The 23,884-nt window shown below is 72.5% G+C and carries 17 protein-coding genes and 1 pseudogene; 12 read left to right on the plus strand and 6 right to left on the minus strand.

Going from position 1 to position 23,884, the window contains the following annotated elements; translation table 11 throughout:
- Window positions 1-233: 233 nt before the first annotated feature.
- From D9V36_RS43050 to D9V36_RS11545, 4 genes and pseudogenes are all read left to right on the plus strand, one after another.
- Window positions 234-1,575 (plus strand): annotated as a pseudogene (locus D9V36_RS43050) (multinuclear nonheme iron-dependent oxidase).
- Window positions 1,572-2,576, plus strand: a complete 1,005-nt coding sequence (locus D9V36_RS11535) for a TIGR04222 domain-containing membrane protein (protein ID WP_129293691.1) — start codon at window positions 1,572-1,574, stop codon at window positions 2,574-2,576. The pseudogene D9V36_RS43050 and the gene D9V36_RS11535 overlap by 4 nt, the downstream one beginning before the upstream one ends.
- Window positions 2,577-2,721: 145 nt before the next feature.
- Complete coding sequence (locus D9V36_RS11540) at window positions 2,722-3,498, plus strand: TIGR04222 domain-containing membrane protein (protein ID WP_129293692.1); 777 nt, start codon at window positions 2,722-2,724, stop codon at window positions 3,496-3,498.
- Between the two features lie 84 nt (window positions 3,499-3,582).
- A complete protein-coding gene (locus tag D9V36_RS11545) occupies window positions 3,583-5,274 on the plus strand; it encodes an alpha/beta hydrolase (protein WP_241720833.1) in 1,692 nt (563 codons plus the stop codon).
- Between the two features lie 107 nt (window positions 5,275-5,381).
- Here the strand turns inward: D9V36_RS11545 and hemQ are convergent, their stop codons facing one another.
- Together hemQ and hemG are read right to left on the minus strand one after the other, a co-directional pair.
- Window positions 5,382-6,134, minus strand: a complete 753-nt coding sequence (gene hemQ / locus D9V36_RS11550; RefSeq protein ID WP_129293693.1) for a hydrogen peroxide-dependent heme synthase — start codon at window positions 6,132-6,134, stop codon at window positions 5,382-5,384.
- 11 nt (window positions 6,135-6,145) lie between these two features.
- Complete coding sequence (hemG, locus tag D9V36_RS11555; protein WP_129293694.1) at window positions 6,146-7,609, minus strand: protoporphyrinogen oxidase; 1,464 nt, start codon at window positions 7,607-7,609, stop codon at window positions 6,146-6,148.
- Between the two features lie 219 nt (window positions 7,610-7,828).
- Here hemG and D9V36_RS11560 point away from each other — a divergent pair, with 219 nt between their 5' ends.
- The gene (locus D9V36_RS11560; protein ID WP_129293695.1) at window positions 7,829-9,025 is read left to right on the plus strand and encodes a thiolase family protein; all 1,197 of its coding nucleotides are present in this window, start codon (window positions 7,829-7,831) and stop codon (window positions 9,023-9,025) included.
- Between the two features lie 101 nt (window positions 9,026-9,126).
- The gene (locus D9V36_RS11565; protein WP_129293696.1) at window positions 9,127-10,524 is read left to right on the plus strand and encodes an FAD-dependent oxidoreductase; all 1,398 of its coding nucleotides are present in this window, start codon (window positions 9,127-9,129) and stop codon (window positions 10,522-10,524) included.
- Between the two features lie 57 nt (window positions 10,525-10,581).
- On the opposite strand, the gene hemE is transcribed toward D9V36_RS11565, so the two are convergent.
- On the minus strand, window positions 10,582-11,649 hold the full coding sequence (hemE, locus tag D9V36_RS11570; protein ID WP_129293697.1) for a uroporphyrinogen decarboxylase: 1,068 nt from the start codon (window positions 11,647-11,649) through the stop codon (window positions 10,582-10,584).
- A gap of 147 nt (window positions 11,650-11,796) precedes the next feature.
- On the opposite strand from hemE, the gene D9V36_RS11575 reads away from it, so the two are divergent.
- The 3 genes from D9V36_RS11575 to D9V36_RS11585 all read left to right on the plus strand — a co-directional run bounded on the left by D9V36_RS11575 (window position 11,797) and on the right by D9V36_RS11585 (window position 14,855).
- Window positions 11,797-12,453 (plus strand): DUF3000 domain-containing protein, encoded by a 657-nt coding sequence (locus D9V36_RS11575; RefSeq protein WP_129293698.1) that lies wholly within the window; start codon window positions 11,797-11,799, stop codon window positions 12,451-12,453.
- A gap of 387 nt (window positions 12,454-12,840) precedes the next feature.
- Entirely contained in the window at window positions 12,841-13,503 is a 663-nt protein-coding gene (locus D9V36_RS11580) for a response regulator transcription factor (RefSeq protein ID WP_088800537.1), read from the plus strand.
- Window positions 13,504-13,580: 77 nt separating this feature from the next.
- Window positions 13,581-14,855 carry a ribonuclease D gene (locus D9V36_RS11585; protein ID WP_129293699.1) on the plus strand — a complete coding sequence of 425 codons (1,275 nt, stop codon included), beginning with the start codon at window positions 13,581-13,583 and terminating at the stop codon, window positions 14,853-14,855.
- A 70-nt stretch (window positions 14,856-14,925) separates the two neighbouring features.
- On the opposite strand, the gene D9V36_RS11590 is transcribed toward D9V36_RS11585, so the two are convergent.
- A complete protein-coding gene (locus D9V36_RS11590; protein ID WP_241720834.1) occupies window positions 14,926-15,600 on the minus strand; it encodes a PepSY domain-containing protein in 675 nt (224 codons plus the stop codon).
- Window positions 15,601-15,859: 259 nt separating this feature from the next.
- Between D9V36_RS11590 and D9V36_RS11595 the strand changes: the two genes are divergently transcribed.
- From D9V36_RS11595 to D9V36_RS11605, 3 genes are all read left to right on the plus strand, one after another.
- A complete protein-coding gene (locus D9V36_RS11595) occupies window positions 15,860-17,086 on the plus strand; it encodes a thiolase family protein (protein ID WP_129293700.1) in 1,227 nt (408 codons plus the stop codon).
- Window positions 17,083-19,218, plus strand: coding sequence for a 3-hydroxyacyl-CoA dehydrogenase NAD-binding domain-containing protein (locus D9V36_RS11600; protein ID WP_129293701.1), 2,136 nt, complete (start codon window positions 17,083-17,085; stop codon window positions 19,216-19,218). The genes D9V36_RS11595 and D9V36_RS11600 overlap by 4 nt, the downstream gene beginning before the upstream one ends.
- Before the next feature lie 187 nt (window positions 19,219-19,405).
- Window positions 19,406-19,792, plus strand: a complete 387-nt coding sequence (locus tag D9V36_RS11605) for an NTP pyrophosphohydrolase (RefSeq protein WP_129293702.1) — start codon at window positions 19,406-19,408, stop codon at window positions 19,790-19,792.
- Between the two features lie 183 nt (window positions 19,793-19,975).
- On the opposite strand, the gene D9V36_RS11610 is transcribed toward D9V36_RS11605, so the two are convergent.
- Both D9V36_RS11610 and dxs read right to left on the minus strand, forming a co-directional pair.
- Window positions 19,976-21,454 (minus strand): amino acid permease, encoded by a 1,479-nt coding sequence (locus D9V36_RS11610; protein WP_129293703.1) that lies wholly within the window; start codon window positions 21,452-21,454, stop codon window positions 19,976-19,978.
- Window positions 21,455-21,698: 244 nt separating this feature from the next.
- Window positions 21,699-23,714, minus strand: coding sequence for a 1-deoxy-D-xylulose-5-phosphate synthase (gene dxs, locus D9V36_RS11615; RefSeq protein WP_129293704.1), 2,016 nt, complete (start codon window positions 23,712-23,714; stop codon window positions 21,699-21,701).
- Between the last annotated feature and the right edge of the window lie 170 nt (window positions 23,715-23,884).

Genomic DNA, 23,884 nt, shown 5'->3' on the forward strand with positions numbered 1-23,884 from the left:
GCCAAACAGCCGGAACAGCCGGAACAGGCCACCGGCGGGTACTCCACACCCCGGGTACAGCGGGGCCATGTCCCTCGCCGCACCCGGGCCGCGACCCCGCTGTGCCGGGGCCACCGCCAGTCCGGCACCCTCGCGTAGGAAACTCAAATCAACCTCTGAACTCGTCCGCTGCAGGGTTCGCTCCGTCCCGCCGCGGCCATGAGTACCGAGACCACGGAGCAAGAGGGGGAGCCATGGAGCGCCTGGGTACGGGAATCGGCTGGCGGCCGGAAATCGCCGCGGAGATCGCGGAGCTGCCCGGGGTGGACTGGGTCGAGGTGGTGGCGGAGAACCTCTGCCCCGGCCATCTGCCCCACGCCCTGCAGGAGTTGCGCGAGCGCGGCACCACCGTCATCCCGCACGGTGTCTCGCTCGGCCTCGGCGGCGCCGACCGCCCGGACACCGGCCGGCTGACCGCGCTCGCCGAACGCGCCGAGGCGCTGGACGCGCCGATGGTCACCGAGCACATCGCCTTTGTGCGGGCCGGCGGTCCGCTCACCGCCTCCCCGCGGATGGAGGCCGGGCATCTGCTGCCCGTACCGCGCACCCGTGACGCGCTGGACGTGCTCTGCGAGAACGTGCGCATCGCCCAGGACGCCCTGCCGGTGCCGCTGGCGCTGGAGAACATCGCCGCCCTGGTCAACTGGCCGGGCGAGGAGCTGACCGAGGGGCAGTTCCTGGCCGGGCTCGTCGAGCGGACCGGGGTGCGGCTGCTGATCGATGTCGCCAACCTCCACACGAACCACATCAACCGGGGCGAGGACCCGGCCCTCGCCCTGGACGAGCTGCCGCTCGATGCCCTCGCCTACGTCCATGTCGCGGGCGGTGTGGAGCGGGACGGGGTGTGGCACGACAGCCATGCCCACCCGGTGACCCGGCCCGTCCTGGACGTCCTTGCCGAGCTGTGCGCCCGGACCGCCCCGCCCGGTGTGCTGCTGGAACGGGACGAGGACTTCCCCGAGGGCGCGGAGCTGGCCGGTGAACTGGACGCGATACGCACCGTGCTGGAGGAGGCCCGTCATGCAAGGGCGGCTTGAACCGGTACCGGAGAGCGCGCCGGGCGACGGCGAGCGCGACAGCGGGGACGGCGAGCGCGACCGCACCGCGGGCACCGAAGCGGCGCGGCAGCGGCTGGCGCTGGCGCAGACCGCGCTGCTGTCCGCGCTGGTCGCCGGGACGCCGGCCCCCGAGGGCTTCGACCGGGTGCGGCTGCGGGTGCAGAGCCGGGCGCTGATGGCCAAGCGGGCCGGCGTGGTCGCCAAGGTCGCGCCCGAACTGCCGGACCTCCTCGGCGCGGACTACCGGGCCGCGTTCCGGGACTATGCGCGGCACCGCCCCATGAGCGGCGGCTACCGCCAGGACGCCCTGGACTTCGCGGCGCATCTGCTGGCCCAGGGCCGCCCCGAAGACCCGGCCGCACGGCAGCAGTTGACGCGCTGGTGGCGGGACCGCGCGGGCCCGAAGCCGCCGTCCGCCCGGCCCCTGGCCCGGCTGGTACGGGCCGTGCGGCGCGCCCTGGACCGGAGCGGGACATGACGGGGCTCGCGCCCTGGGTCTTCCTGGAGACCGGTGTCGTGTCGCTGGTCCTGCTCTTCGGCACGGCCTCGGTACGGCTGCGGACGCCGTCCGTCCGGCGGCGGGACGGCGTGGTCCACGACGTGTGGGAGACGGCGTTCCTCGCCGGCGGCCCCGGGCGGGTGGTGGACGCCGCGATCGCGGGGATGCACCAGGACGGCCGGCTCGCCGTGGGCGGCCCGGGAGTGGTGACCGTACGCCAGGCCTTCGCCCATGACGCGGTCGAGGCGGCCGTACTGGACGCGGTCGCCCGGACGCCGGGCGGCGCGCTGCCGGTGCTGCGCGCCACGGCGAGGCGCGGCCCGGCGGTCCAATCGGTCGGCGACCGGCTGGCGGCCCGTGGCCTGCTGCGCCGTCCGGAGCCCGGCCTGCCGTGGCGCCGGTTGGCGAGCGCTCAGATGACGGCCTGTGTGGTGCTCTTCTTCGTCGCGATGCTGCTGTCCTTCACGGGGAGCGACGTGACCGCGTACGCCGGCCCGCCGCCGGTGCTCCGGACGGTGCCCGCGGTGGTCGTGGGCCTGGTCGTGGCGTCGCTGTGCAAGAAGGCGTGCACCCGCCGGATCACCAAGGCGGGGGCCTTCGCGCTGCGCTCCGCCAGGGCGGCCCGGCCCCGCGGGGGCGGCGCGGCCGGGGCCTGGCTGCCCGCCGCGCCGGTGGTGGCGCTCGGCGGTACGGCGCTGATCGCGGACGAGCTGCTGCGGCGGCAGTTCGAGGAGGCGCACCGTGCCACGGCCGCCGCGGCGGCCGGCGGATCCGGGTCGTCCGGCGGCTCCTCGTGCGGCGGGGGCGGCGGCTCGGGGAGCGACGGCGGATCCTGGTGCGGCGCCGGCGACGGCGGCTCCGGGTCGGGCTGCGGCAGCGCCGGTTCGTCCTGCGGCGGCGGCTCGTCGTGCGGGGGCGGTGCGAGCTGTGGCGGCGGATCCGGCTGCGGGGGCGGTTCGAGCTGCGGGGGCGGCGGCTGAGGCGGTGGCTGAGGCCCCGGGACGCGCTGTGGCGGGCCCCGGGGCCCCCGCCTGCCGCGCCCGCCGTCAACTGCCCGCCGCCCGCCGCCCGCATGGTGAGAAATTTTGTGGCGGTATTTGTACTCATCGCGTAGAACCTTCGGCCATGTGGCTCTTCTTCTTCCTCCTCGCCTCGGCCGTGGCGGCGCTGTCCTGTGCGCTGCTGTGCCGTGCCGCGGTCGCCGCCGCGCGCACCACCCGGCCGTCGCCCGGGACCGCCCCGGCCCCCTCCACCGCGGGCGACCGCGCCGGGCTGACCCTCTACGAGGTGGCCTACCTCTCCGGCGGCCCGCACCGGCTCGCCGACCTCGTCCTGGTGCTGATGGCCCAGCAGCGGCGGCTGCTGCTCACCGACACCGGGTGGGCGACCGTCGTCGACCCGGTCGGCAAGGACGCCGTCGAGCGCGCCACCCTGACCGCCATGGGCCCGGAAGGACAGTGCCGCATACCGCAGATACGGGACACCCTCGTCGGGGATGTCGCGGTGCGGGAGGTGGCCGACCGGCTGGTGACCGACGGGCTGGCGCTGCCCGCCGCGGTCCGTCCGGGCGTCGCCACCGCCGTCCGCCTGGTGCGGGGCGCCGCCCTCCTGGTGCCGCTGTTCGCCGCCGCTGCCGCCTGGATGGCGCCGGCCGGCACGGACAACGGGCTGCTCCTGGGCTGGTTCGCGCTCCCGCTGATCCTCACCCTCGGCACCTGGGCCGTGGCCCGCTTCGAGCTCCACCCGTACAGCGACTGGGCCACCGACGCGGGGGGCCGGAAACTGCCCCGCACTTCCGGCTCTCCCGCCCCCCTTCCCCCTCTCACCTCGTTCGCCCTCCGAGGCCCCATCGCCCTCACCGACCCCACCTTGCGCGCCGCGCTCCACTCATCCGGGGCATAGCCTCCGACACCGGTGCCAGGTGCTTTACATCGACAATCGCCGCCCCAACTATCCCTTTTGTATGCACACACGAAGGGACGGCCAGTGAGAGCACTTGCGTTGTACGGCACCATCGGGTCGCTGTTGGTGACCGCCCTCGCCACTGCCCCGGCAGGCGGCGCCACGGGGGCCGCCGCCACGCCACCCGCGCCCGTTGCCCACCGCATCGGCTTCGGCCGCTGCGCACCGGTGGAGCATCTGCCGTCGACCGTCGAGTGCGGCACCCTCACCGTTCCCCTCGACTATGCGCGCCCCGACGGCAAGAAGATCCATCTGACCGTCAGCCGGGTACGGGCCACCGCACACCGCGAACGGCAGGGAGCCCTGATCTTCAACCCCGGCGGCCCCGGCGCCTCCAGCATGGAATTCCCGCTCTACGGCGGGCTCCCCAAGTGGGACAAGCTGGCCCGGGCCTACGACTTCGTGGGCTATGCGCCGCGCGGGGTGGGCCGCTCGGCACCGCTGTCGTGCCAGGACCCCAAGGAGTTCGCCCAGGCGCCCACCGACAGCCGTCCGTACCCCGACGCGGCCTTCAAGCGCCGGAAATTGGCCCAGGCCAGGGCGTACGCCCGTGGCTGCGTCCGCCGGGCCGGCGCCGACCTGCCGTACTACAACTCCGTCAACAACGCCCGCGACCTGGACATGCTGCGGGCCGCGCTCGGCGAGAAGAAGCTGAACTTCATGGGCGCCTCGTACGGGACGTACTTCGCGGCCCTCTATGCGACGCTCTTCCCCGGCCACGTCCGGCGGATGCTCTTCGACAGTGTCGTCAACCCCGCGCCCCGGCAGATCTGGTACCGCAACAACCTCGACCAGGACATCGCCTTCCAGCGCCGCTGGACCGACTGGCTGCGCTGGGCCGCCAGGCAGCACGGCCGCTACCACCTCGGCACGACCGCGCGGGCGGTGCAGCACTCCTACGACACGGCCGCGCACAGGCTGCGCCGGCACCCGCTGGGCGGGAAGATCGGTGCCGGCCAGCTGCAGTCGGCGTTCCTCAAGACCGGCTACAACGACGCCTTCTGGCCGCGGAGCGCCGAGGCGCTGTCGGGGTATCTGCACGGGGACCCCAAGCCGCTGATGGCCCAGGCGATGCCGCGGTCCGACGGCGCCAGGGCCGAGGAGAACGGCAACGCCGTCTACACCGCCGTCGAGTGCAATGACGCACGCTGGCCGCACGACTGGCACACCTGGGACCGGGACAACACCGAGGTCGCCCGGACCGCGCCGTTCGAGACCTGGGACAACGCCTGGATGAACCTGCCCTGCGCCTTCTGGCCCGACCGGTGGCGGACCGCCACCGCCGAGCTCGGCGCCGCCGCGGAGCAGGCCGGGCACCACACCACCGGGCAGGACCTGGCCGAAGCCGCCCGTCATGCGACCTCGGCCGCGTTCGACGAGGTGCTCGACGGGCAGCGCGGTCCGCTCGACGTCCACACGGCGCCCGGCGCGCTGCCGCCGGTGCTGCTGCTGGCGGCCGAGCGGGACGCGGCGACCCCGTACAAGGGTGCGCTGGAGCTGCAGCGGCGGCTGCCCGGCTCCTCGCTGGTCACCGAGAACGGGGCGGGCACCCACGGCATCGCGTTCGGCGAGAACGCCTGTGTGAACCGGTACGTGGAGGCCTATCTGCTGCACGGGAAGATCCCGGCGCGCAAGGTGTACTGCACGCCGCGCACGGAGCCGGCGCCGGGCCAGCAGATGACCCGGGCGCAGCAGCACGCCGTACCGGGCAAGTAGCGGACCGGGTACGCCGACGGGCCGTCCCCGGGAGGGGGCGGCCCGTGGTGCTGTGTGCGCGGCCCGCACCGGCCCGGGCTCCCGGGCCGGACGCACCGCGCGCCCGGTTACGCCAGGCCCGCGACCAGCTCGGAGACCGGCTTGCGGCGCCCGGTGTAGAAGGGGATCTCCTCGCGGACGTGCATCCGCGCCTCGGAGCCGCGCAGATGACGCATCAGGTCGACGATGCGGTAGAGATCGTCGGCCTCGAACGCGAGCACCCACTCGTAGTCGCCCAGCGAGAACGACGGCACCGTGTTGGCGCGCACGTCCGGGAAGCCACGGGCCATCTTGCCGTGGTCGGCCAGCATCCGGCGGCGGTCCTCGTCGGGCAGGAGGTACCACTCGTAGGAGCGCACGAAGGGGTAGACGCTCACATAGGCACGCGGCTCCTCGTCGGCCAGGAAGGCCGGGATGTGCGACTTGTTGAACTCGGCGGGGCGGTGCAGGGCCATGTTCGACCACACCGGCTCCAGCACCCGGCCCAGCCGGGTACGGCGGAAGAGGTTGTACGCCTCCTGGAGGGCGCCCGAGCTCTCCGAGTGCCACCAGATCATGACGTCGGCGTCGGCGCGCAGGCCGGACACGTCGTAGGTGCCGCGCACCACCACGTCCTTGGCCGCGAGCTGCGCGAACAGCTCCTCGACCTCCTCGGCGTAGCCGCTGCGGTCCTCCGGGAGGACGTCGCGCAGCTTGAACACCGACCAGAGGGTGTAGCGGATGATCTCGTTGAGGTCCTTGGCCTTCTTGCCGGCGTGCGGAACCTTCTCGGGCGCCGCGGGTGCCTGCGGCGCGGAAGCGGGAGTGGAAGCGTCTGTCATACCGTCCATTCTCACTCGGCGGGGACGGAGTCCTGGCGCAGGGTGGTGAGGATGTCGTCGGCGGCCGTGCGGCCCGAGGCGATACAGGCCGGGATGCCGACGCCCCCGTAGAGCGCGCCGCACACCCGCAGGCCCGGCAGCTGCGCCACACCGTCGCGGATGCGGGCCACCCGCGCCAGGTGGCCGACCGGGTACTGGGGCAGCCCGCCGTCCCAGCGGGTGACCGTCGAGGCGACCGGCGCGGCGGTCAGCCCGACCGCCTCGCGCAGGTCGGCGCGCGAGAAGCCGACGAGCTCGGAGTCCGCACGCGTCAGGTCCTCCTCGTCGCCGTGGCGGCCGATCGAGGTGCGCAGCACGAAGAGGTCCGGGTCGAAGCGGCCTGACCAGCCCCACTTGTTGCCGGAGAAGGTGGACGCCTTGATCTTGCGGCCGTCCACGGGCGGGACCAGGAAGCCGCTGCCGGTCAGCCGCCCTTCGACGTCGGCGCGGCGGAAGGCCATGGTCACCAGGGCCATGGAGGCGTACTCGACGGAGTCCAGCTCGGCGGCCGCGGGCCGGCAGACGGGGGCGAGGAGGCGGGCCGCGGCCTGCGCGGGGGTGGCGAGGACGACGGCGTCGGCGGTGAGCGCGGCGCCGCCGAGGTCGAGCTGCCAGCCGTCGGGGGTGCGCCGCACCGCGGTGACCGGCGTGCCGGTGCGGATCTCGCCGCCCTTGGCCCGTACGGCGTCGGCCACCGCGCCCGGCAGCGTCCCGATGCCGCCCTCGATGCCCATGAAGACGGGTCCGGTGGCGGCGGCCCCGGCCTGGTGGACGGTCGCGGCGGTGCGCGCCTGGATGCCCCGTACGCCGTCGAGCAGGGAGCGGTGCGTCCGCGCGGCCTCGAAGAGCGCGGGGACGGCGGCACGCATCGAGATCCGGTACGCGTCGCCCGCGTACACCCCGCCGAGCAGGGGCTCCACGAGCCGGTCGACGACCTCGCGGCCCAGTCGCCGGGCGACATAGGTGCCGACGGCGACGTCCTCGCCGACCTCGGTGCGCGGCAGCCGGGCGTCCTCGTCGATCCGGGCGATGCCCTCCGGGGAGAGCACACCGGAGGCGGTGAGCGGGCCGAGGTCCCCGGGGACGCCCATGACATGCCCCGTGGGCATCGGCCGCAGCGCGCCGCGCGTCCACAGACGGGCACCGGCCGTGGCAGGCGGCTGCAGCCGGTCGCCGATCCCGACGGCGCGCGCGAGATCCACCGCCTCCGGCCGCCTGGCCAGCATCGATTCGGCGCCCAGATCGACCGGCACGCCCGCGATCTCGCCCGCCCGCAGCTTGCCGCCGAGCCGGTCCGCCGCTTCCAGGACGGTCACCCGGGCGCCGCCTTCGAGCAGACGGTGCGCCGCCGCGAGCCCGGAGATGCCTCCGCCGATGACGACCACATGACCGGTGCTGCCGGGCCCTGGGCCCGTGGGGGGGTGCGCTGCGCTCATGCCCCCACTCTCTCAGAGCGCACCGGCGGGGCCGGGGCCGGATGAGAAGCCGCGCGCACCGTCCGCGGCGGGCGGGCAAGCGGAGCGGCAGACGGGCGGTCACGGTGTCCGGGAGCCCCGTTGACAGCGGGCAGCGGCGGGCAAAGACTCGGGGGCGGCGGCCGGCGATCTTCGTACCGTCCGCCGACCGTCGAGCCGGGACAGCGAGGACAGGGCCTGATGACCGACCCACGCGTACGGGATGTGTACATCGTCGATGCCGTACGGACCCCCGTCGGCAAGTACGGCGGCGCGCTGGCCGCGGTCCGGCCGGACGATCTCGCCGCCCATGTGGTGCGGGCGCTGGTGGACCGCACACCGGACCTCGACCCGGCGCGGATCGACGACGTCTGTTTCGGCGACGCGAACGGCGCGGGCGAGGACAACCGCAATGTGGCGCGGATGGCGGTGCTGCTGGCCGGGCTGCCGGTGACCGTCCCCGGCGTGACCGTGAACCGGCTGTGCGGGTCCGGTCTGGAGGCGGTCATCCAGGCGGCGCGGGCCATTGCGCACGGCGATGCGCATATCGCGGTGGCGGGCGGTGTGGAGTCGATGAGCCGGGCGCCCTATGTGCTGCGCAAGCCCGAACGCGCCTTCCCCGCGGGCCATCAGGAGATGTTCTCCTCGACGCTGGGCTGGCGGATGGTCAATCCGCGGATGGCCCCCGAGTGGACGGTGGCGCTGGGCGAGGGCGCCGAGCTGATCGCCGACCGGCACGGCATCACCCGCGAGCAGCAGGACGTCTTCGCGCTGGCCAGCCATCAAAAGGCGGTCCGCGCCTGGCGGGAGGGCGCCTACGACGGCGAGGTGGTGCCACTGCCGGAGGTGGACCTGCCGCGGGACGAGGCGATCCGGGAGGCGTCGTCCCTGGAGTCGCTGTCCAAGCTGAAGCCGGTGTTCCGCACGGCCGGGGGCACGGTCACCGCCGGGAACTCCTCGCCGCTCAACGACGGTGCGGCGGCCCTGCTGCTGGTGGACGAGGAGGGCCTGCGGGCCACCGGCCGCGAACCACTGGCCCGTATCCGTGCGAGCGCGGTGACCGGTATCGAGCCTCAGCTGTTCGGCCTGGGGCCGGTGGAGGCGGTGCGGCGGGCCCTGGAGCGGTCCGGGCGCGGCTTCGCCGAGGTGGCGACGTTCGAGCTCAACGAGGCTTTCGCGGCCCAGGCGTTGGGCTGCCTCGGGCAGTGGCCCGACCTGGACCCCGCCGTGGTCAATCCGCGCGGCGGCGCCATCGCCATCGGCCACCCGCTGGGGGCCTCCGGTGCCCGTCTCGCGGGGGCGGTGGCCCACCAGCTCGCCGCGCTGGGTTCGGGTACCGGGCTCGCCGCGCTGTGCATCGGCGTGGGGCAGGGGCTCGCGCTGGTCCTGGAGCGCTGAGCACCGCGGCGCGGTCCGGCCCGTAATCTGGCCGGCGGAAGCGAGCGGCACCCTGCGCATACGGCGCGGCGGTGCCGGCACTCGGCGAAGGGGCACAGGGCATGGCGGCGGAGCACCTGGTCATTGTCGGCGGCGATGCGGCGGGGATGGCCGCCGCCTCGCAGGCACGCCGGCTGCGGAAGCCGGCCGAGCTGGCGATCACCGCGTTCGAGCGCGGCCACTACACCTCGTACTCCGCCTGCGGTATCCCGTACTGGGTGGGCGGCGAGGTCGACGGCCCGGACGCGCTGATCGCCCGCACGGCGGAGGAACACCGCGCCCGGGACATCGATCTGCGGATGCGCTGCGAGGTCACCGAACTCGACCTGGACCGGGGCCGGGTACGTACCCGGGAGCTGGACGACGGCGGCCGGGAGTCCTGGACCGGCTTCGACAAGCTGGTGCTGGCGACCGGTGCGCGCCCGCGCCGGCCCGGTCTGCCGGGGATCGACGCACCCGGCGTGCACGGGGTGCAGACGCTGGACGACGGCAGGGCCCTGCTGGACAGCCTCGACGCCTCCCCGGGCCGACGGGCGGTCGTCGTCGGCGCCGGCTACATCGGTGTCGAGATGGCCGAGGCCCTGATCCACCGCGGCTACCAGGTCACCGTCCTGGAGCAGAGCACACAGCCGATGTCCACCCTCGACCCGGACATGGGCGCGCTGGTCCACGAGGCGATGTGCGCGCTGGGCATCGAGACCGTGCGCGGGGCGACCGTCACCGGTGTGCTGACCGACGAGGGGAGCACCCCCGGGGGCGGCCGGGTCCGCGCGGTCACCACCGAGGACGCCGAGTACCCGGCAGATGTGGTCGTGCTGGGCCTGGGCGTGCGCCCCGAGACCACGCTCGCCGCCGCGGCCGGTCTGCCGCTGGGCGCGTCCGGCGGGCTGCTCACCGACCTCGCCATGCGGGTGCGCGGCCACGACCGCATCTGGGCGGGCGGCGACTGCGTCGAGGTCCTTGACCTGGTCTCCGGGCAGCTGCGCCATATCCCGCTGGGCACCCACGCCAACAAGCACGGGCAGGTCATCGGCACCAATGCGGGCGGCGGCTATGCGACCTTCCCCGGTGTCGTCGGCACGGCCGTCAGCAAGGTCTGCGATCTGGAGATCGCCCGGACGGGGCTGCTGGAGCGCGAGGCGCGGGCCGCCGGACTGCGCTTCGTCACGGTGACCGTCGAGGCCGGCAACCGCGCCGGCTACTACCCCGGCGCCCGCCCGATGCACGTCAAGATGCTCGCCGAGCGCCGTACGGGCCGGCTGCTGGGGGTGCAGATCGTCGGCCGCGAGGGCGCCGGCAAGCGGGTGGACATCGCGGCGGTCGCGCTGACGGCCGGGATGACGGTGGAGCAGATGATCATGCTCGACCTCGGCTACGCCCCGCCGTTCTCGCCGGTCTGGGACCCCGTCCTGGTGGCGGCCCGCAAGGCCGTCGGTGCCGTACGGGAGGCCGGGGCCTGACACACCGCGGGCGCCGGCCCGCCGGCCCCGGATCCGTCGCCGTCCGCCGCGCTCGGCTCAGCGCGCCGTCTGCGTGTGGACGTACTCGACGAGGCGGGTCAGTGCGTCCGGGTCGGTGGAGGGCAGGACACCGTGGCCGAGGTTGAAGATGTGGCCCTCCAGCCCGGCGGCCGCGTCCAGCACCTCGCGGGCCTTGGTCTCGACGGCCTCGCGGGGCGCGAAGAGCACGGCCGGGTCGATGTTGCCCTGCAGCGCCTTGCCGGGACCGACCCGGCGGGCCGCCTCGTCCATCGGGACCCGCCAGTCGGCGCCGACGACATCCGCGCCCGCCTCGCCCATCAGGCCGAGGAGTTCGCCGGTGCCGACGCCGAAGTGGATCCGCGGGACGCCCAGGCCCTCGACCGCCCGGAAGACCTTGGCGGAGGCGGGCATCACCGAGCGGCGGTAGTCGGCCGGCGAGAGCGCGCCGACCCAGGAGTCGAAGAGCTGGACGGCGCTCGCCCCGGCCTCGATCTGGACCTTGAGGAAGGCCGCGGTGATGTCGGCGAGCCGGTCCAGGAGGTCGGCCCACAGCTGCGGGTCGCCGTACATCAGGGCCTTGGTGCGCTCGTGGTTGCGGGACGGGCCGCCCTCGACGAGGTAGCTGGCGAGCGTGAAGGGCGCACCGGCGAAGCCGATCAGGGGCGTGGTGCCCAGCTCGCGGACGAGCATGCCGATGGCCTCGGTGACGTACGAGACGTCACCGGGCTCCAGGGTGCGCAGCTGCGCCAGGTCGGCGCGGGTGCGGATCGGGTTCTCGACGACCGGGCCGACGCCGGGCTTGATGTCGAGGTCGATGCCGATGGCCTTGAGGGGGACCACGATGTCGCTGAAGTAGATGGCGGCGTCGACGCCGTGGCGGCGCACGGGCTGCAGGGTGATCTCGGTGACGAGATCGGGCCGCATGCAGGAGTCGAGCATCGCGATGCCCTCGCGGACCTTGCGGTACTCGGGCAGTGAGCGCCCGGCCTGGCGCATGAACCACACCGGGGTGTGCGGCACCGGCTCACGCCGGCACGCCTTGAGGAAAGCCGAGTCGTGTGTACCGGTCTGCTGCTGGCCCGTGGGGCATTCGTTGGCGCTCACGTCCCAAATCTTCGCACGCCGGGCCGCACGCCCAACGGGCCAGGTGGCCGATATCTCCACATGCGCCCGAAGGCGCCTCCGAATGGGCGACGCGCGCACCGGGTGTCCTCCCCGTATGCGGGCCCGGTTCCGCCTAATCTTCCGGGCATGGCTGCGGCTCACGAACACCTCGCGGACGGCGCGGACGAGGCCCCGATCCCCTTCCGTCAGGCGGTCGAAGCGCTCCGCGCGGCACGACTGCGGCCGGAGATCGAGATCGATCCGACGCCCGCCCCCAAACGGCTCGCCCCGTATGCGTACGCGCTGGAGGCGGCGGTCGTCGAACGCGGCTCGGGTCCGGGCGGCGAGGACAAGGATCTGGCGGACGGCCGGCTGGTGGTGCTGCACAACCCGGCCGGTGACGACACCTGGCAGGGCACCTTCCGGGTGGTGACGCTGGCGCGTGCGGAGCTGGAGCCGGAGATGGGCGCCGATCCGCTGCTGCCGGAGGTGTCCTGGTCCTGGCTCACCGGTGCGCTGGATGCGCGCGGGGTGCGCTACGGCGCACCCAGTGGCACGGTGACCCGAGCCGGCTCGCACTACTTCGGCGGCCTCGCGGCGCGCGAGCCCGCCACGCAGATCGAGATCCGGGCGTCATGGACACCGGCCGAGGGCCCTGGCGGGGTGCCGGAGCTGGCGGTGCATCTGTCGGCGTGGTGCGATCTGCTCTGCCAGGTAGCGGGCCTGCCGCCGGCCACGCCCGATATGACGCCGCGCGGCGGGATCGTCCCGCTGCCCAAGCGCCGCGGTGCACAGCCCCGCTGAGCTGCCTTTCCCCCGTTTCCCGGCCTCGATGAGCACCTGCTTTCCCGGCCTCCAATGAGCACCTGCGTGAGCACGTGGGTGAGCACATGTGCGCGGAGCCGGTCCGGTGGTGCGCCCGCGTCGGCCGGCGCCGTGATCACCGCGACGTCGCCTCTTGCGGGAATCCGGACGGGATTGCGTACGGCTTTGATCATCTTGGTGCACACCCGGTGCCCACCTCTGATCGATCACCCATCCGATTTGCCCGAATTGCCCCTAACTAAATCGTGATCAAAGTCTAAAGTCCCGCCGGATTGCTGCCGAAGAGGTCAGTGACCCTTCAAACACGGATTCTTCCGGCTTCCCCCAGCCGGCTTCCGTCCCTCGCCACTCCCCCCAGGAGGCCCGGTGTCTGTTCTCCTCGAGCAACCTTCGAGCCTGGTCGCCTACCGCCCGAACAAGCCGACGGCCATGGTCGTCGTGGCCGACCCTCGCGTCCGCTCCACCGTCACCCGCCACCTGTGGGCCCTCGGAGTGCGTGACGTGATCGAGGCGTCGTCCATCGCGGAGGCCCGTCCCCGCGTCGGCAACCCGCGCGACATCTGCGTTGCCGACGTCCACCTTCCCGACGGCTCCGGCCTCACCCTGCTGTCCGAGACCCGGGCGGCGGGCTGGCCCAACGGCCTCGCGCTGTCCGCGGCCGACGACATCGGCGCCGTGCGCAACGCCCTGGCCGGCGGCGTCAAGGGCTATGTCGTCACCGGCACCCGCACCAACCTGGGTCTTCCGGGCCGTCCGGGCACCTCGCCCATCGGCGCCACCGCGGCCCGTATGCAGCGCCGCCCGCCGGGCGCCCCCGGCCACCCCGGCGGCTACCGCGAGCTGTCGGGCCGCGAGGTCGAGGTGTTGCGGCTGGTGGCGGAGGGCCAGTCCAACAAGGCCATCGGCGTCTCGATGGGGCTCTCGGCGCTGACCGTGAAGAGCCATCTGGCCCGCATCGCCCGCAAGCTCGGTACCGGTGACCGGGCCGGAATGGTGGCGGTCGCCCTGCGCACCGGCATCATTCACTGACCGTTCATCCGCCCTGCTCGCCCGTCGAGGGAACGTTCCCTCGACGGGCGACGTGCATACACAGATACCCTTGACTGGTGACCGACGCCCAAAAGACCGCAGCAGACATGACACTGCGAGCACCCGGAGACTCGCCTCCGGATTCCCGACCGGCGCCGGTCCCTCTCCTGGAGCCCCGCGAGGGCATCCCCCCGGTGACCGCCACCGACGGGGCGCTCGCAGAGATCGTGGCCGCCTTCGCGGCCGGCACGGGCCCGGTGGCCGTCGACGCCGAACGGGCCTCGGGCTACCGCTACGGCCAGCGCGCCTACCTCGTACAGCTGCGCCGCGAAGGCGCCGGCAGCGCGCTGATCGATCCGGTCGGCTGCCCCGACCTGTCGGCGCTGGGGGAGGCGATCGGCGACGCCGAGTGGGTGCTGCACGCAGCCACCCAGGACCTGCCCTGTCTGCGTGACATAGGGATGGTCCCCTCCCGGCTGTTCGACACCGAGCTGGCCGGACGGCTGGCCGGCTTCGCCCGGGTCGGCCTGGGCGCCATGGTCGAGAACGTCCTCGGCTTCGCTCTGGAGAAGGGCCACTCCGCCGTCGACTGGTCCACCCGCCCGCTGCCCGAGCCCTGGCTGCGCTATGCCGCGCTCGATGTCGAGCTGCTGGTGGATCTGCGCGACGCGCTGGAGGAGGAGCTGGAGCAGCAGGGGAAGCTGGAGTGGGCCCGGCAGGAGTTCGCGGCCATCGCCGCCGCTCCCCCGCCGCCGCCCCGCAAGGACCCCTGGCGCCGCACCTCCGGCATGCACAAGGTCAGACGACGCCGTCAGATGGCGGTCGTACGGGAGCTGTGGACGGCCCGTGACCAGGTGGCCCAGCGGCGCGACGTGTCACCCGGCAAGGTGCTCGGGGACGCCGCGATCGTGGAGGCGGCGCTGAATCTGCCGCCGAACAGCCACGCCCTGGCCGCGCTGCCGGGCTTCGGCCACCGGATGGGCCGCCGGCAGCTGGAGCAGTGGCAGGCCGCCGTCGACCGCGCCCGCGCCCTGGCCGAGAACGAGCTGCCGCAGCCCGGCCAGCCGCTCAACGGGCCGCCGCCGCCCCGTTCCTGGGCCGACAAGGACCCGGTCGCCGCGGCCCGGCTGTCGGCCGCCCGCGCGGCCGTCACCGCGCTCGCCGAGGAGCTGAACCTCCCGCAGGAGAACCTGATCACTCCGGACACGGTGCGCCGGCTGTGCTGGGAGCCGCCGGCCGAGCCGAGCCAGGAGTCGGTCGCCGAGGTGCTGACGGGCCATGGCGCCCGCCCCTGGCAGATCGAGCAGGTCACACCGATCCTCACCGAGGCGCTGCTGACCGACGCCGGCTGACACGGGCGGCGCGGCACCCGACGCACAATGCGGCGGCATCCCCGAGGGTGCCGCCGCATTCCCGTTCCCGCTAGCCGTTGTTGGTGTGCGTCCACAGGACCTTGCGGTTGGTCGCGTCGATCCCATAGGTCGTCTGGTTCCAGTCGGCGGGGGTCACGACACCCACGGTCCAGGCCACCGCGTCGCTCCCGTTCTCGGCGTTGCCGAGTTCGATGGTGGTGACGGTGCCCTTCGTCTTCTCGGTGGCCGTCTCCGCGGCCTGCTGGGCCGTGACCTTGGCCTTGGACAGCTGGCCGGCCAGATGCTTCTTGTCCTCGGCGTTACCCGACTCGGTGCGCGACTGCGTCAGCTTTCCGGAGACCGCATCGACGCGGCCGTCGTGCACCGTCCCGTCGGACGTCGCGACCGCGGTGCTCCAGTAGGGGCTGGTGGGTGAGCCCTTGAGCTCCGCGGCGATCGGCTTCGAGGAGGGGACGGCCGCCACGGCCGCCTTCAGGGCCTGCTGGTACCCCATCTTGGCCTTGGGGATCAGGGCCTTCCGCTGGGCCTGGTCCGAGTTGAGCGAACTGCTCGGGGAGGCGGGGGCGGAGGCGGGCACCGCCCGCGGGGGGCCGGCGTCCTTCTGGGGGGCCTTGTCGCTGTTTCCGCAGCCCGACAGCAGCGCGCCCGCGGCGGCGACGGCGCAGACCAGACCGATCGCGCGCGGCCCCGCCGGGCGCCCGCACCGGGTCACGACACCACTCATATTCGTCTCCATATGGGCACTTTAGGTGTGTGATGGGATGAATTGCGCCAAGACCCGACCGCGTTCGGCCGTTTTCGGTCGCCCCGTTCCGCCACTTGCCATGCCGTCACCCGGCGGACACCCCCTTCGTCCGGTGTGACGTTCACCGCTCCGGGCGGTGGGGGTGTGCAGTCTGGTTACCCGTAAGTAGCATGTCGGTGTGAAGCGTCCCCCGGGGCGCCCCGCAGCAGTGCCATCCCGCACCTGGAGGAGAGCCAACGTGCCTCGTACCGCTAGGGACGTCGTCTTCGTCGACGGCGTCCGCACCCCGTTCGGCAAGGCGGGCCCGAAGGGCATCTACCACGAGACCCGCGCCGACGATCTCGTCGTGAAGGCCATCCGGGAGCTGCTGCGCCGCAACCCGGCCCTGGACCCCGCGAAGATCGACGAGGTCGCCATCGCCGCCACCACCCAGATCGGCGACCAGGGTCTGACCCTCGGCCGGACCGCCGGCATCCTCGCCGGCCTGCCGCAGTCGGTGCCCGGCTACTCCATCGACCGCATGTGCGCCGGTGCGCTGACCGCCGTGACCGCCACCGCGGGCTCCATCGCCTTCGGTGCGTACGACGCCGTCATCGCCGGCGGTGTCGAGCACATGGGGCGCCACCCCATGGGCGAGGCCGTCGACCCCAACCCGCGGTTCGTGAGCGAGAAGCTCGTCGACCAGTCCGCGCTGTTCATGGGCATGACCGCGGAGAACCTTCACGACCGCTACCCGCAGATCACCAAGCAGCGCGCCGACGAGTACGCCGTGCGCTCGCAGGAGAAGGCGGCGAAGGCGTACGCGAACGGCAAGATCCAGCAGGACCTGGTGCCGATCTCGGTGCGCAACACCAACGCGGAGGTCGGCGAGACCGGCTGGGGCCTGGTGACCGCCGACGAGCCGATGCGTCCGGGGACGACCCTGGAGAACCTGGCCGGTCTGAAGACGCCGTTCCGTACCCACGGCCGCGTCACGGCCGGTAACGCCGCGGGTCTCAACGACGGCGCCACCGCCTCCCTCCTCGCCTCCGAGGACTTCGCCCAGGAGCACGACCTCCCGGTCAAGATGCGCCTGGTCTCCTACGCCTTCGCGGGCGTCGAGCCCGAGGTCATGGGCTACGGCCCGATCCCGGCCACCGAGAAGGCCCTCGCCAAGGCCGGGCTCTCTATCGAAGACATCAACCTCTTCGAGGTCAACGAGGCGTTCGCCGTGCAGGTGCTCGCCTTCCTCGACCACTACGGCATTGCGGACGACGACGCGCGCGTCAACCAGTACGGCGGCGCCATCGCCTTCGGCCACCCGCTCGCCTCCTCCGGCGTCCGGCTGATGACCCAGCTGGCCCGGCAGTTCGAGGAGCAGCCGGAGGTCCGCTACGGCCTGACCACCATGTGCGTCGGCTTCGGCATGGGCGCGACGGTCATCTGGGAGAACCCGAACCACAAGGACGCCGGAGGCGACAAGTGAGCACCACCACCACCGCCGAACTCCTGAAGGGTGCGGCCGAGCTGTTCCCGGACGAGGTCGTCACCTCGGCGCACGTCCGCCACCTCGACCTGCCGTACGGCGCGGGCAGGTTCGCGCTGATCACGCTGGACAACGGCTTCGACCACACCAAGCCGACCACCTTCGGCCCCGGCTCGCTGGCGAACCTCAACGCCGCCATCGACCAGGTCGAGAAGGAGGCCGCGGACGGCGACATCGTCGGCGTCGGCGTCACCGGCAAGCCGTTCATCTTCGCCGTCGGCGCCGACCTCAAGGGCGTCGAGCTGCTGAAGCGGCACGAGGACGCGCTGGCCATCGGCAAGGGCGGCCACGAGGTCTTCAAGCGGCTCGCGAAGCTCGCCGTACCGACCTTCGCCTACTACAACGGTGCCGCGATGGGCGGTGGCGTCGAGGTCGGTCTGCACTGCTCCTACCGCACCGTCTCCAAGGCCCTCCCGGCCTTCTCGCTGCCCGAGGTCTTCCTCGGTCTCGTCCCCGGCTGGGGCGGCTGTGCGCTGCTGCCGAACCTCATCGGCGCCGACAAGGCCGTCTCGGTCATCATCGAGAACTCGCTCAACCAGAACAAGCAGCTCAAGGGCCAGCAGGTCTTCGACCTCGGCATCGCGGACGCGATCTTCGAGGGCGCGGACTTCCTGGAGCAGTCGCTGATCTGGACCGCGAACGTCCTCAAGGGCGACGTGGCCGTCGAGCGCGCCGAGGTCGACCGCGGTGAGGCCTGGGACCAGGCCGTCGCCAAGGGCAAGTTCATCGCCGACGGCAAGGTGCACGGCGCCGCCCCGGCCGCCTACCGGGCGCTGGACATCATCGCCGCCGCCAAGGACGGCGACCTGCAGGCCGGTTTCGACGCCGAGGACCAGGCCCTGGCGGACCTGATCATGGGCGGCGAACTCCGCGCCGGCATCTACTCGTTCAACCTGGTGCAGAAGCGTGCCAAGCGGCCCGCCGGTGCGCCGGACAAGAACCTGGCGCGTCCGATCAGCAAGGTCGGTGTCGTCGGCGCCGGTCTGATGGCCTCGCAGCTGGCCCTGCTGTTCCTGCGCCGCCTGGAGGTGCCGGTCGTGCTGACCGACATCGACCAGGAGCGCGTCGACAAGGGTGTGGGCTACGTCCACGCCGAGATCGACAAGCTGCTCGGCAAGGGCCGGATCAACCAGGACAAGGCCAACCGCCTCAAGGCCCTGGTCTCCGGCGTGCTCGACAAGGCCGAGGGCTTCTCCGACGCCGACTTCATCATCGAGGCGGTCTTCGAGGAGATCGGCGTCAAGCAGACGGTGTTCGCGGAGGTGGAGGCCGTCGCCCCGGCGCACGCCATCCTCGCCACCAACACCTCCTCGCTGTCGGTCAGCGAGATGGCCTCGAAGCTGAAGCACCCCGAGCGGGTCGTCGGCTTCCACTTCTTCAACCCGGTCGCGATCCTTCCGCTGCTGGAGATCGTCCGTGGCGAGAAGACCGACGACGCCTCGCTGGCCACCGCCTTCGCGGTCGCCAAGAAGCTGAAGAAGACCGCGGTGCTCACCAAGGACGCCCCGGCGTTCGTGGTCAACCGCATCCTGACCCGCTTCATGGGCGAGATCCAGAACGTCATCGACGAGGGCACCCCGGTCGAGACCGCGGAGAAGGCCATCGAGCCGCTGGGTCTGCCGATGTCGCCGCTGGTGCTGCTGGAGCTGGTCGGCCCGGCGATCGGTCTGCACGTCTCCGAGACGCTCAACCGCTCCTTCCCGGACCGCTTCACGGTCTCCCCCAACCTCAAGGCCGTCGTCGAGGCCGGCAAGCGCGGCTTCTACGTCTACGACTCCGGCAAGCCGGAGCTGGACCCCGAGGTCGCCGCCCTCCTCAAGCAGGGCGACTCGGTGCTGACCGAGGAGCAGGTCCGCGACCGCGTCCTGGACGCGGTGGCACAGGAGATCGGCCTGATGCTGGACGAGGGCGTGGTCGCCGAGGCGCAGGACATCGACCTGTGCCTGATCACCGGCGCCGGCTGGCCCTTCCACCTGGGCGGCATCACGCCGTACCTGGACCGCGCGGGCGTCTCCGAGCGGGTGCGGGGCAAGAAGTTCCTGGCCCCCGGCATCGCGAGCGTTCCCGCGTAAGGACGCACTGATCACCATGGCGCGGGCCGGCTCGGCGGAGCCGGCCCGCGCTGTCGTGTGCGGGCAGCGTCCGCCCGGGTGGTCGGGCGCCGCGGACGGCCTGGAGGGCATGACGGTCAGGCGGGCATGACGGTCCGGACGACATGACGGTCCGGACGGCGCCACCGTGACATGGGAGGGTGGCGGTATGGATTCCCTGCTCATTGTCGATGCCGCGAATGTGGTCGGCTCGGTGCCGGACGGCTGGTGGCGCGACCGGCACGGCGCGGCGGAACGGCTGCGCGACGCGCTGTCCGGGTACGCCGGCACGGGGCTGCCGGGGCTGATGGCGCCTCCCGTGGAGCTGGTCCTGGTCGTGGAGGGCGCGGCGCGCGGCGTCGAGTCCGCCGAGGGTGTGCGGGTGGTGGCGGCGAGCGGCAGCGGCGACGACCGGATCGTGCAACTGGTGGCGGAGGAGCGCGGCGACCGGGACTGCCTGGTGGTCACCGCGGACCGCGAGCTGCGCACTCGCGTCCTGGCGCTGGGGGCCCGGGTGACGGGCCCGCGGGCCGTGCGGGGGCGGGGCGACGCGTAGGGGCTGTCGTCACCGTCCCGCCTGCCCCTATGCGTCGCCGCGCCCCCGCGGACAAGGAGCGGACAAGGAACGGCCCGTACACCGCGACGAGCGGCATACGGGTCTGCCGGGGCCGGTTCTGCGGCCGGGCCCCAGCCCTTGGGGTGCAGAGCCGGGTATCAGCCCTTCCGATGCCGCCGGGTGTCAGCTCTGTCCCGTCTGCCGCCCGCGGATACCCAGGCGGCTGTGCGAGCGCCCGTACAGGAAGTAGACGCCGAACCCGACGACCATCCAGAGCGCGAACCGGACCCAGGTCTCGGCGGGCAGATTGAGCATCAGCCACAGCGACGCGGCCACCGACAGCATCGGCACCACCGGCACCCACGGGGTACGGAAGGAGCGGGGCAGGTCGGGACGGGAACGGCGGAGCAGGACGACACCGACGGCGACCACCACGAACGCGAAGAGGGTGCCGATGTTGACCAGTTCGGCGAGTTCGTCGATCGAGGTGAAGCCGGAGACGAGGGCGACGACGGCACCCAGCACGAGGGTGGACCGGTAGGGCGTCCCGTAGCGGGGGTGGGACCGGGAGAAGACCCGCGGCAGCAGCCCGTCCCGGCTCATCGCGAAGAACACCCGGCTCTGGCCGAGCAGCAGGATCATGCAGACCGAGGTCAGGCCGACGGCGGCGCCGAAGCTGATCAGGTCGGCGAAGAAGGGGTGTCCGAGGTCCTTGAAGGCGTCGGCGAGCGGGGCGTCGGTGGAGAGCTTGCTGTACTTCTCCATACCGGTGACGACGACCGACACGGCCACGTAGAGGACCGTGCAGATGGCCAGTGAGCCGAGGATGCCGCGGGGGACGTCGCGCTGCGGGTTGCGGGTCTCCTCGGCGGCGGTGGCCACGATGTCGAAGCCGATGAAGGCGAAGAAGACCACGGCCGCCGCGGCGAAGATGCCCATGACACCGAAGCTGGACGGGGTGAAGCCAAAGATCAGCTCCGCCAGCGGTGCGGCCAGTCCGCCGCCGGCCTCGCTGGGCTTGCTGGGCGGGATGAACGGCTCGTAGTGGGCGCCGTCGATGAGGAAGGCTCCGGCGACGATGACCAGCAGGACGACGGTGACCTTGATCCCGACGACCACTGCCGTCACCCGGGAGGACAGCTTCATCCCCAGCACCAGGATGCCGGTCAGCACCAACACCAGGATGGTGGCGAGCAGATCGAAGCCGAAGTGCCCCTCGTGGGTGCCGGAGAGCCCGGCGGGCAGGTGCAGCCCGGCGGTATCCAGCAGGGAGCGCACATAGCCGGACCAGCCGACGGCGACCACCGCACAGCCCAGGGCGAGTTCCAGGATCAGGTCCCAGCCGATGATCCAGGCCGGCAGCTCGCCGAGCGAGGCGTACGAGAAGGTGTAGGCCGAGCCGGCGACCGGCACGGTGGAGGCGAACTCCGCGTAACACAGCGCCGCCAGCGCACAGACCACGCCCGCGACGATGAAGGACACCGCCACGGCAGGCCCGGCCTGTTCCTTGGCGATCTTCCCGGTGAGAACGAAGATGCCGGTGCCGATGACGACACCGACGCCGAAGACGGTCAGATCAAGGGCCGACAGGGACTTTTTGAGCGCGTGCTCCGGCTCCTCGGTGTCCAGGATCGACTGCTCCACAGTCTTCGTCCGGAACATGCCGCGATTGCGGCGTGAATCATGTGGTGCGTCGTGCTGTGTGCTCATGGGCGAACCTCCGCCTGGACGGCCCTCGCAACTCTCGTGAACTGACCGAGTCTCCGCAATGACGGGAAACAGTCAGCTCCGGCGGGCCTCCGGACGGCGGGGATTCACCCGATGGGGTGTGGCCGCGTCCATGCCGATGGGCCGGGCGGAACATCCGTACGGATGACCGGCCGGCCCATCGGTGCCGTCTGGCGCGTCAGTCGCGGGCGACCTCGGCCGGCTCGGCCGTGCCCTTGGTGCGGGCGGAGTCGGTGCCGGCGGACTCGGTGTCGTAGCGACCGTCGATCTTGGAGACCAGGCCGGTCACCTGGCGGGCGATGTCCGGTGCGGTGAGCCCGATCTCCGCCATGACCTCCTTGCGGGAGGCGTGGTCGAGGAACCGCTCGGGGATGCCGAAGTCACGCAGCGGCAGGTCCACCCCGGCGTCCCGCAGGGCCTGCGCGACAGCCGAACCGACGCCGCCGGAACGGACGTTGTCCTCGACGGTGACCACGACCCGGTGCCCCGCGGCGAGACCCGGCAGCGCCTCGTCGACCGGCTTGACCCAGCGCGGGTCGACGACCGTGGTGGAGATGCCCTGCTTGTCGAGCAGGTCGGCGACCTCCAGGCACATCGGGGCGAGCGCGCCCACGGAGACCAGCAGGACGTCCGGGCGCTTGACGCTCTCGGCGGGCTCGCGCAGCACGTCCATGCCGCCCACCCGGCCGATCGCCTCGACGGCCGGGCCGACCGCGCCCTTGGAGTAGCGCACCACGGTGGGCGCGTCATCGACCTCGACGGCCTCGCGCAGCTGGGCGCGTACCTGGTCGGCGTCGCGCGGCGCGGCGATCCGCAGGCCGGGGACGACCTGGAGGATCGACATGTCCCACATGCCGTTGTGGGAGGCGCCGTCGGTGCCGGTGACACCGGCCCGGTCCAGGACGAAGGTGACGCCGCACTTGTGCAGCGCCACATCCATCAGCACCTGGTCGAAGGCGCGGTTGAGGAAGGTGGCGTAGACGGCGAAGACCGGGTGCAGGCCGCCGGTGGCCATGCCGGCCGCGGAAACCGCGCCGTGCTGCTCGGCGATGCCGACGTCGTAGACCCGGTCGGGGAAGGCCTTGGCGAACTTGTCCAGTCCGACGGGCTGGAGCATGGCCGCCGTGATGGCGACGATGTCCTTGCGCTCCTTGCCGAGTTCGACCATCTCGTCGCCGAAGACGGACGTCCAGTCCTTGCCGCCCGAGGAGAGGGGCAGGCCGGTGTCGGGGTGGATTTTGCCGACGGCGTGGAAACGGTCCGCCTCGTCCTGGAGGGCGGGCTGGTAGCCACGGCCCTTCTCGGTGAGGCAGTGGACGATGACCGGACCGCCGAAGCGCTTGGCGCGCGTCAGGGCGGATTCCAGCGCCTCCAGGTCGTGGCCGTCGATCGGGCCGACGTACTTCAGGCCCAGGTCCTCGAACATGCCCTGCGGGGCGATGAAGTCCTTCAGGCCCTTCTTGGCGCCGTGCAGGGTCTCGTAGAGCGGCTTGCCGACGACCGGCGTGCGCTCCAGCAGGTCCTTGCCGCGGGCCAGGAAACGCTCGTAGCCGTCGGTGGTGCGCAGCGTCGCCAGGTGGTTGGCGAGGCCGCCGATGGTCGGGGCGTAGGAACGCTCGTTGTCGTTGACGACGATGACGAGCGGACGGTCCTTGGCGGCGGCGATGTTGTTGAGGGCTTCCCAGGCCATGCCGCCGGTCAGCGCGCCGTCACCGATGACCGCGGCGACCCGGTCGTCCGACCCCAGCACCTCGTTGGCCTTGGCGATGCCCTCGGCCCAGCCCAGGACCGTGGAGGCGTGGCTGTTCTCGATGACGTCGTGCTCGGACTCGGCGCGGGAGGGGTAGCCGGACAGGCCGCCCTTCGCCTTGAGCTTGGAGAAGTCCTGACGGCCGGTGAGCAGCTTGTGCACGTAGGACTGGTGCCCGGTGTCGAAGAGCACCTTGTCCTTCGGGGAGTCGAAGACCCGGTGCAGGGCGATGGTCAGCTCGACCACGCCGAGGTTCGGCCCGAGGTGTCCGCCGGTCTTGGACACCTCGTCGACGAGGAAGGTACGGATCTCCCCCGCCAGCCGCTCGAGCTGCTCCGGGCTCAGTCGGTCCAGATCGCGCGGTCCCCTGATACGGGAAAGCAACGCTCTCCCGTCGCCCGCCACCACCCCGGCCGGACGCGCGTTGCGCGGCACCTCCTGCACCCCTGCCTCCTTGCTGCCTGCTGCTTGCTGCCGTGGATCGAGCTTGCCGATCAGATGAGTCTAATGTCGCGCCCGCCGCGCCGACGCCCGGGCCTTGCGATGTATGTCACTCGGGTGAAACGGGCTCCGGCGCGCCGCCCGCGGGTCGCCGCCGCACGCGCGCCGGCCCC

The organism is Streptomyces lydicus (assembly GCF_004125265.1).
Lineage (GTDB): Bacteria > Actinomycetota > Actinomycetes > Streptomycetales > Streptomycetaceae > Streptomyces > Streptomyces lydicus_C.

Excerpts from the sequence above, each read along its gene's own strand:
- D9V36_RS11535 (WP_129293691.1), top strand. The coding sequence starts at position 1,572 with ATGACGGGGCTCGCGCCCTGGGTCTTCCTGGAGACCGGTGTCGTGTCG.
- D9V36_RS11540 (WP_129293692.1), top strand. The coding sequence starts at position 2,722 with ATGTGGCTCTTCTTCTTCCTCCTCGCCTCGGCCGTGGCGGCGCTGTCC.
- hemQ (WP_129293693.1), bottom strand. The coding sequence starts at position 6,134 with ATGACAGACGCTTCCACTCCCGCTTCCGCGCCGCAGGCACCCGCGGCG.
- hemG (WP_129293694.1), bottom strand. The coding sequence starts at position 7,609 with ATGAGCGCAGCGCACCCCCCCACGGGCCCAGGGCCCGGCAGCACCGGT.
- D9V36_RS11560 (WP_129293695.1), top strand. The coding sequence starts at position 7,829 with ATGACCGACCCACGCGTACGGGATGTGTACATCGTCGATGCCGTACGG.
- D9V36_RS11565 (WP_129293696.1), top strand. The coding sequence starts at position 9,127 with ATGGCGGCGGAGCACCTGGTCATTGTCGGCGGCGATGCGGCGGGGATG.
- D9V36_RS11575 (WP_129293698.1), top strand. The coding sequence starts at position 11,797 with ATGGCTGCGGCTCACGAACACCTCGCGGACGGCGCGGACGAGGCCCCG.
- D9V36_RS11590 (WP_241720834.1), bottom strand. The coding sequence starts at position 15,600 with ATGAGTGGTGTCGTGACCCGGTGCGGGCGCCCGGCGGGGCCGCGCGCG.
- D9V36_RS11605 (WP_129293702.1), top strand. The coding sequence starts at position 19,406 with ATGGATTCCCTGCTCATTGTCGATGCCGCGAATGTGGTCGGCTCGGTG.
- D9V36_RS11610 (WP_129293703.1), bottom strand. The coding sequence starts at position 21,454 with ATGTTCCGGACGAAGACTGTGGAGCAGTCGATCCTGGACACCGAGGAG.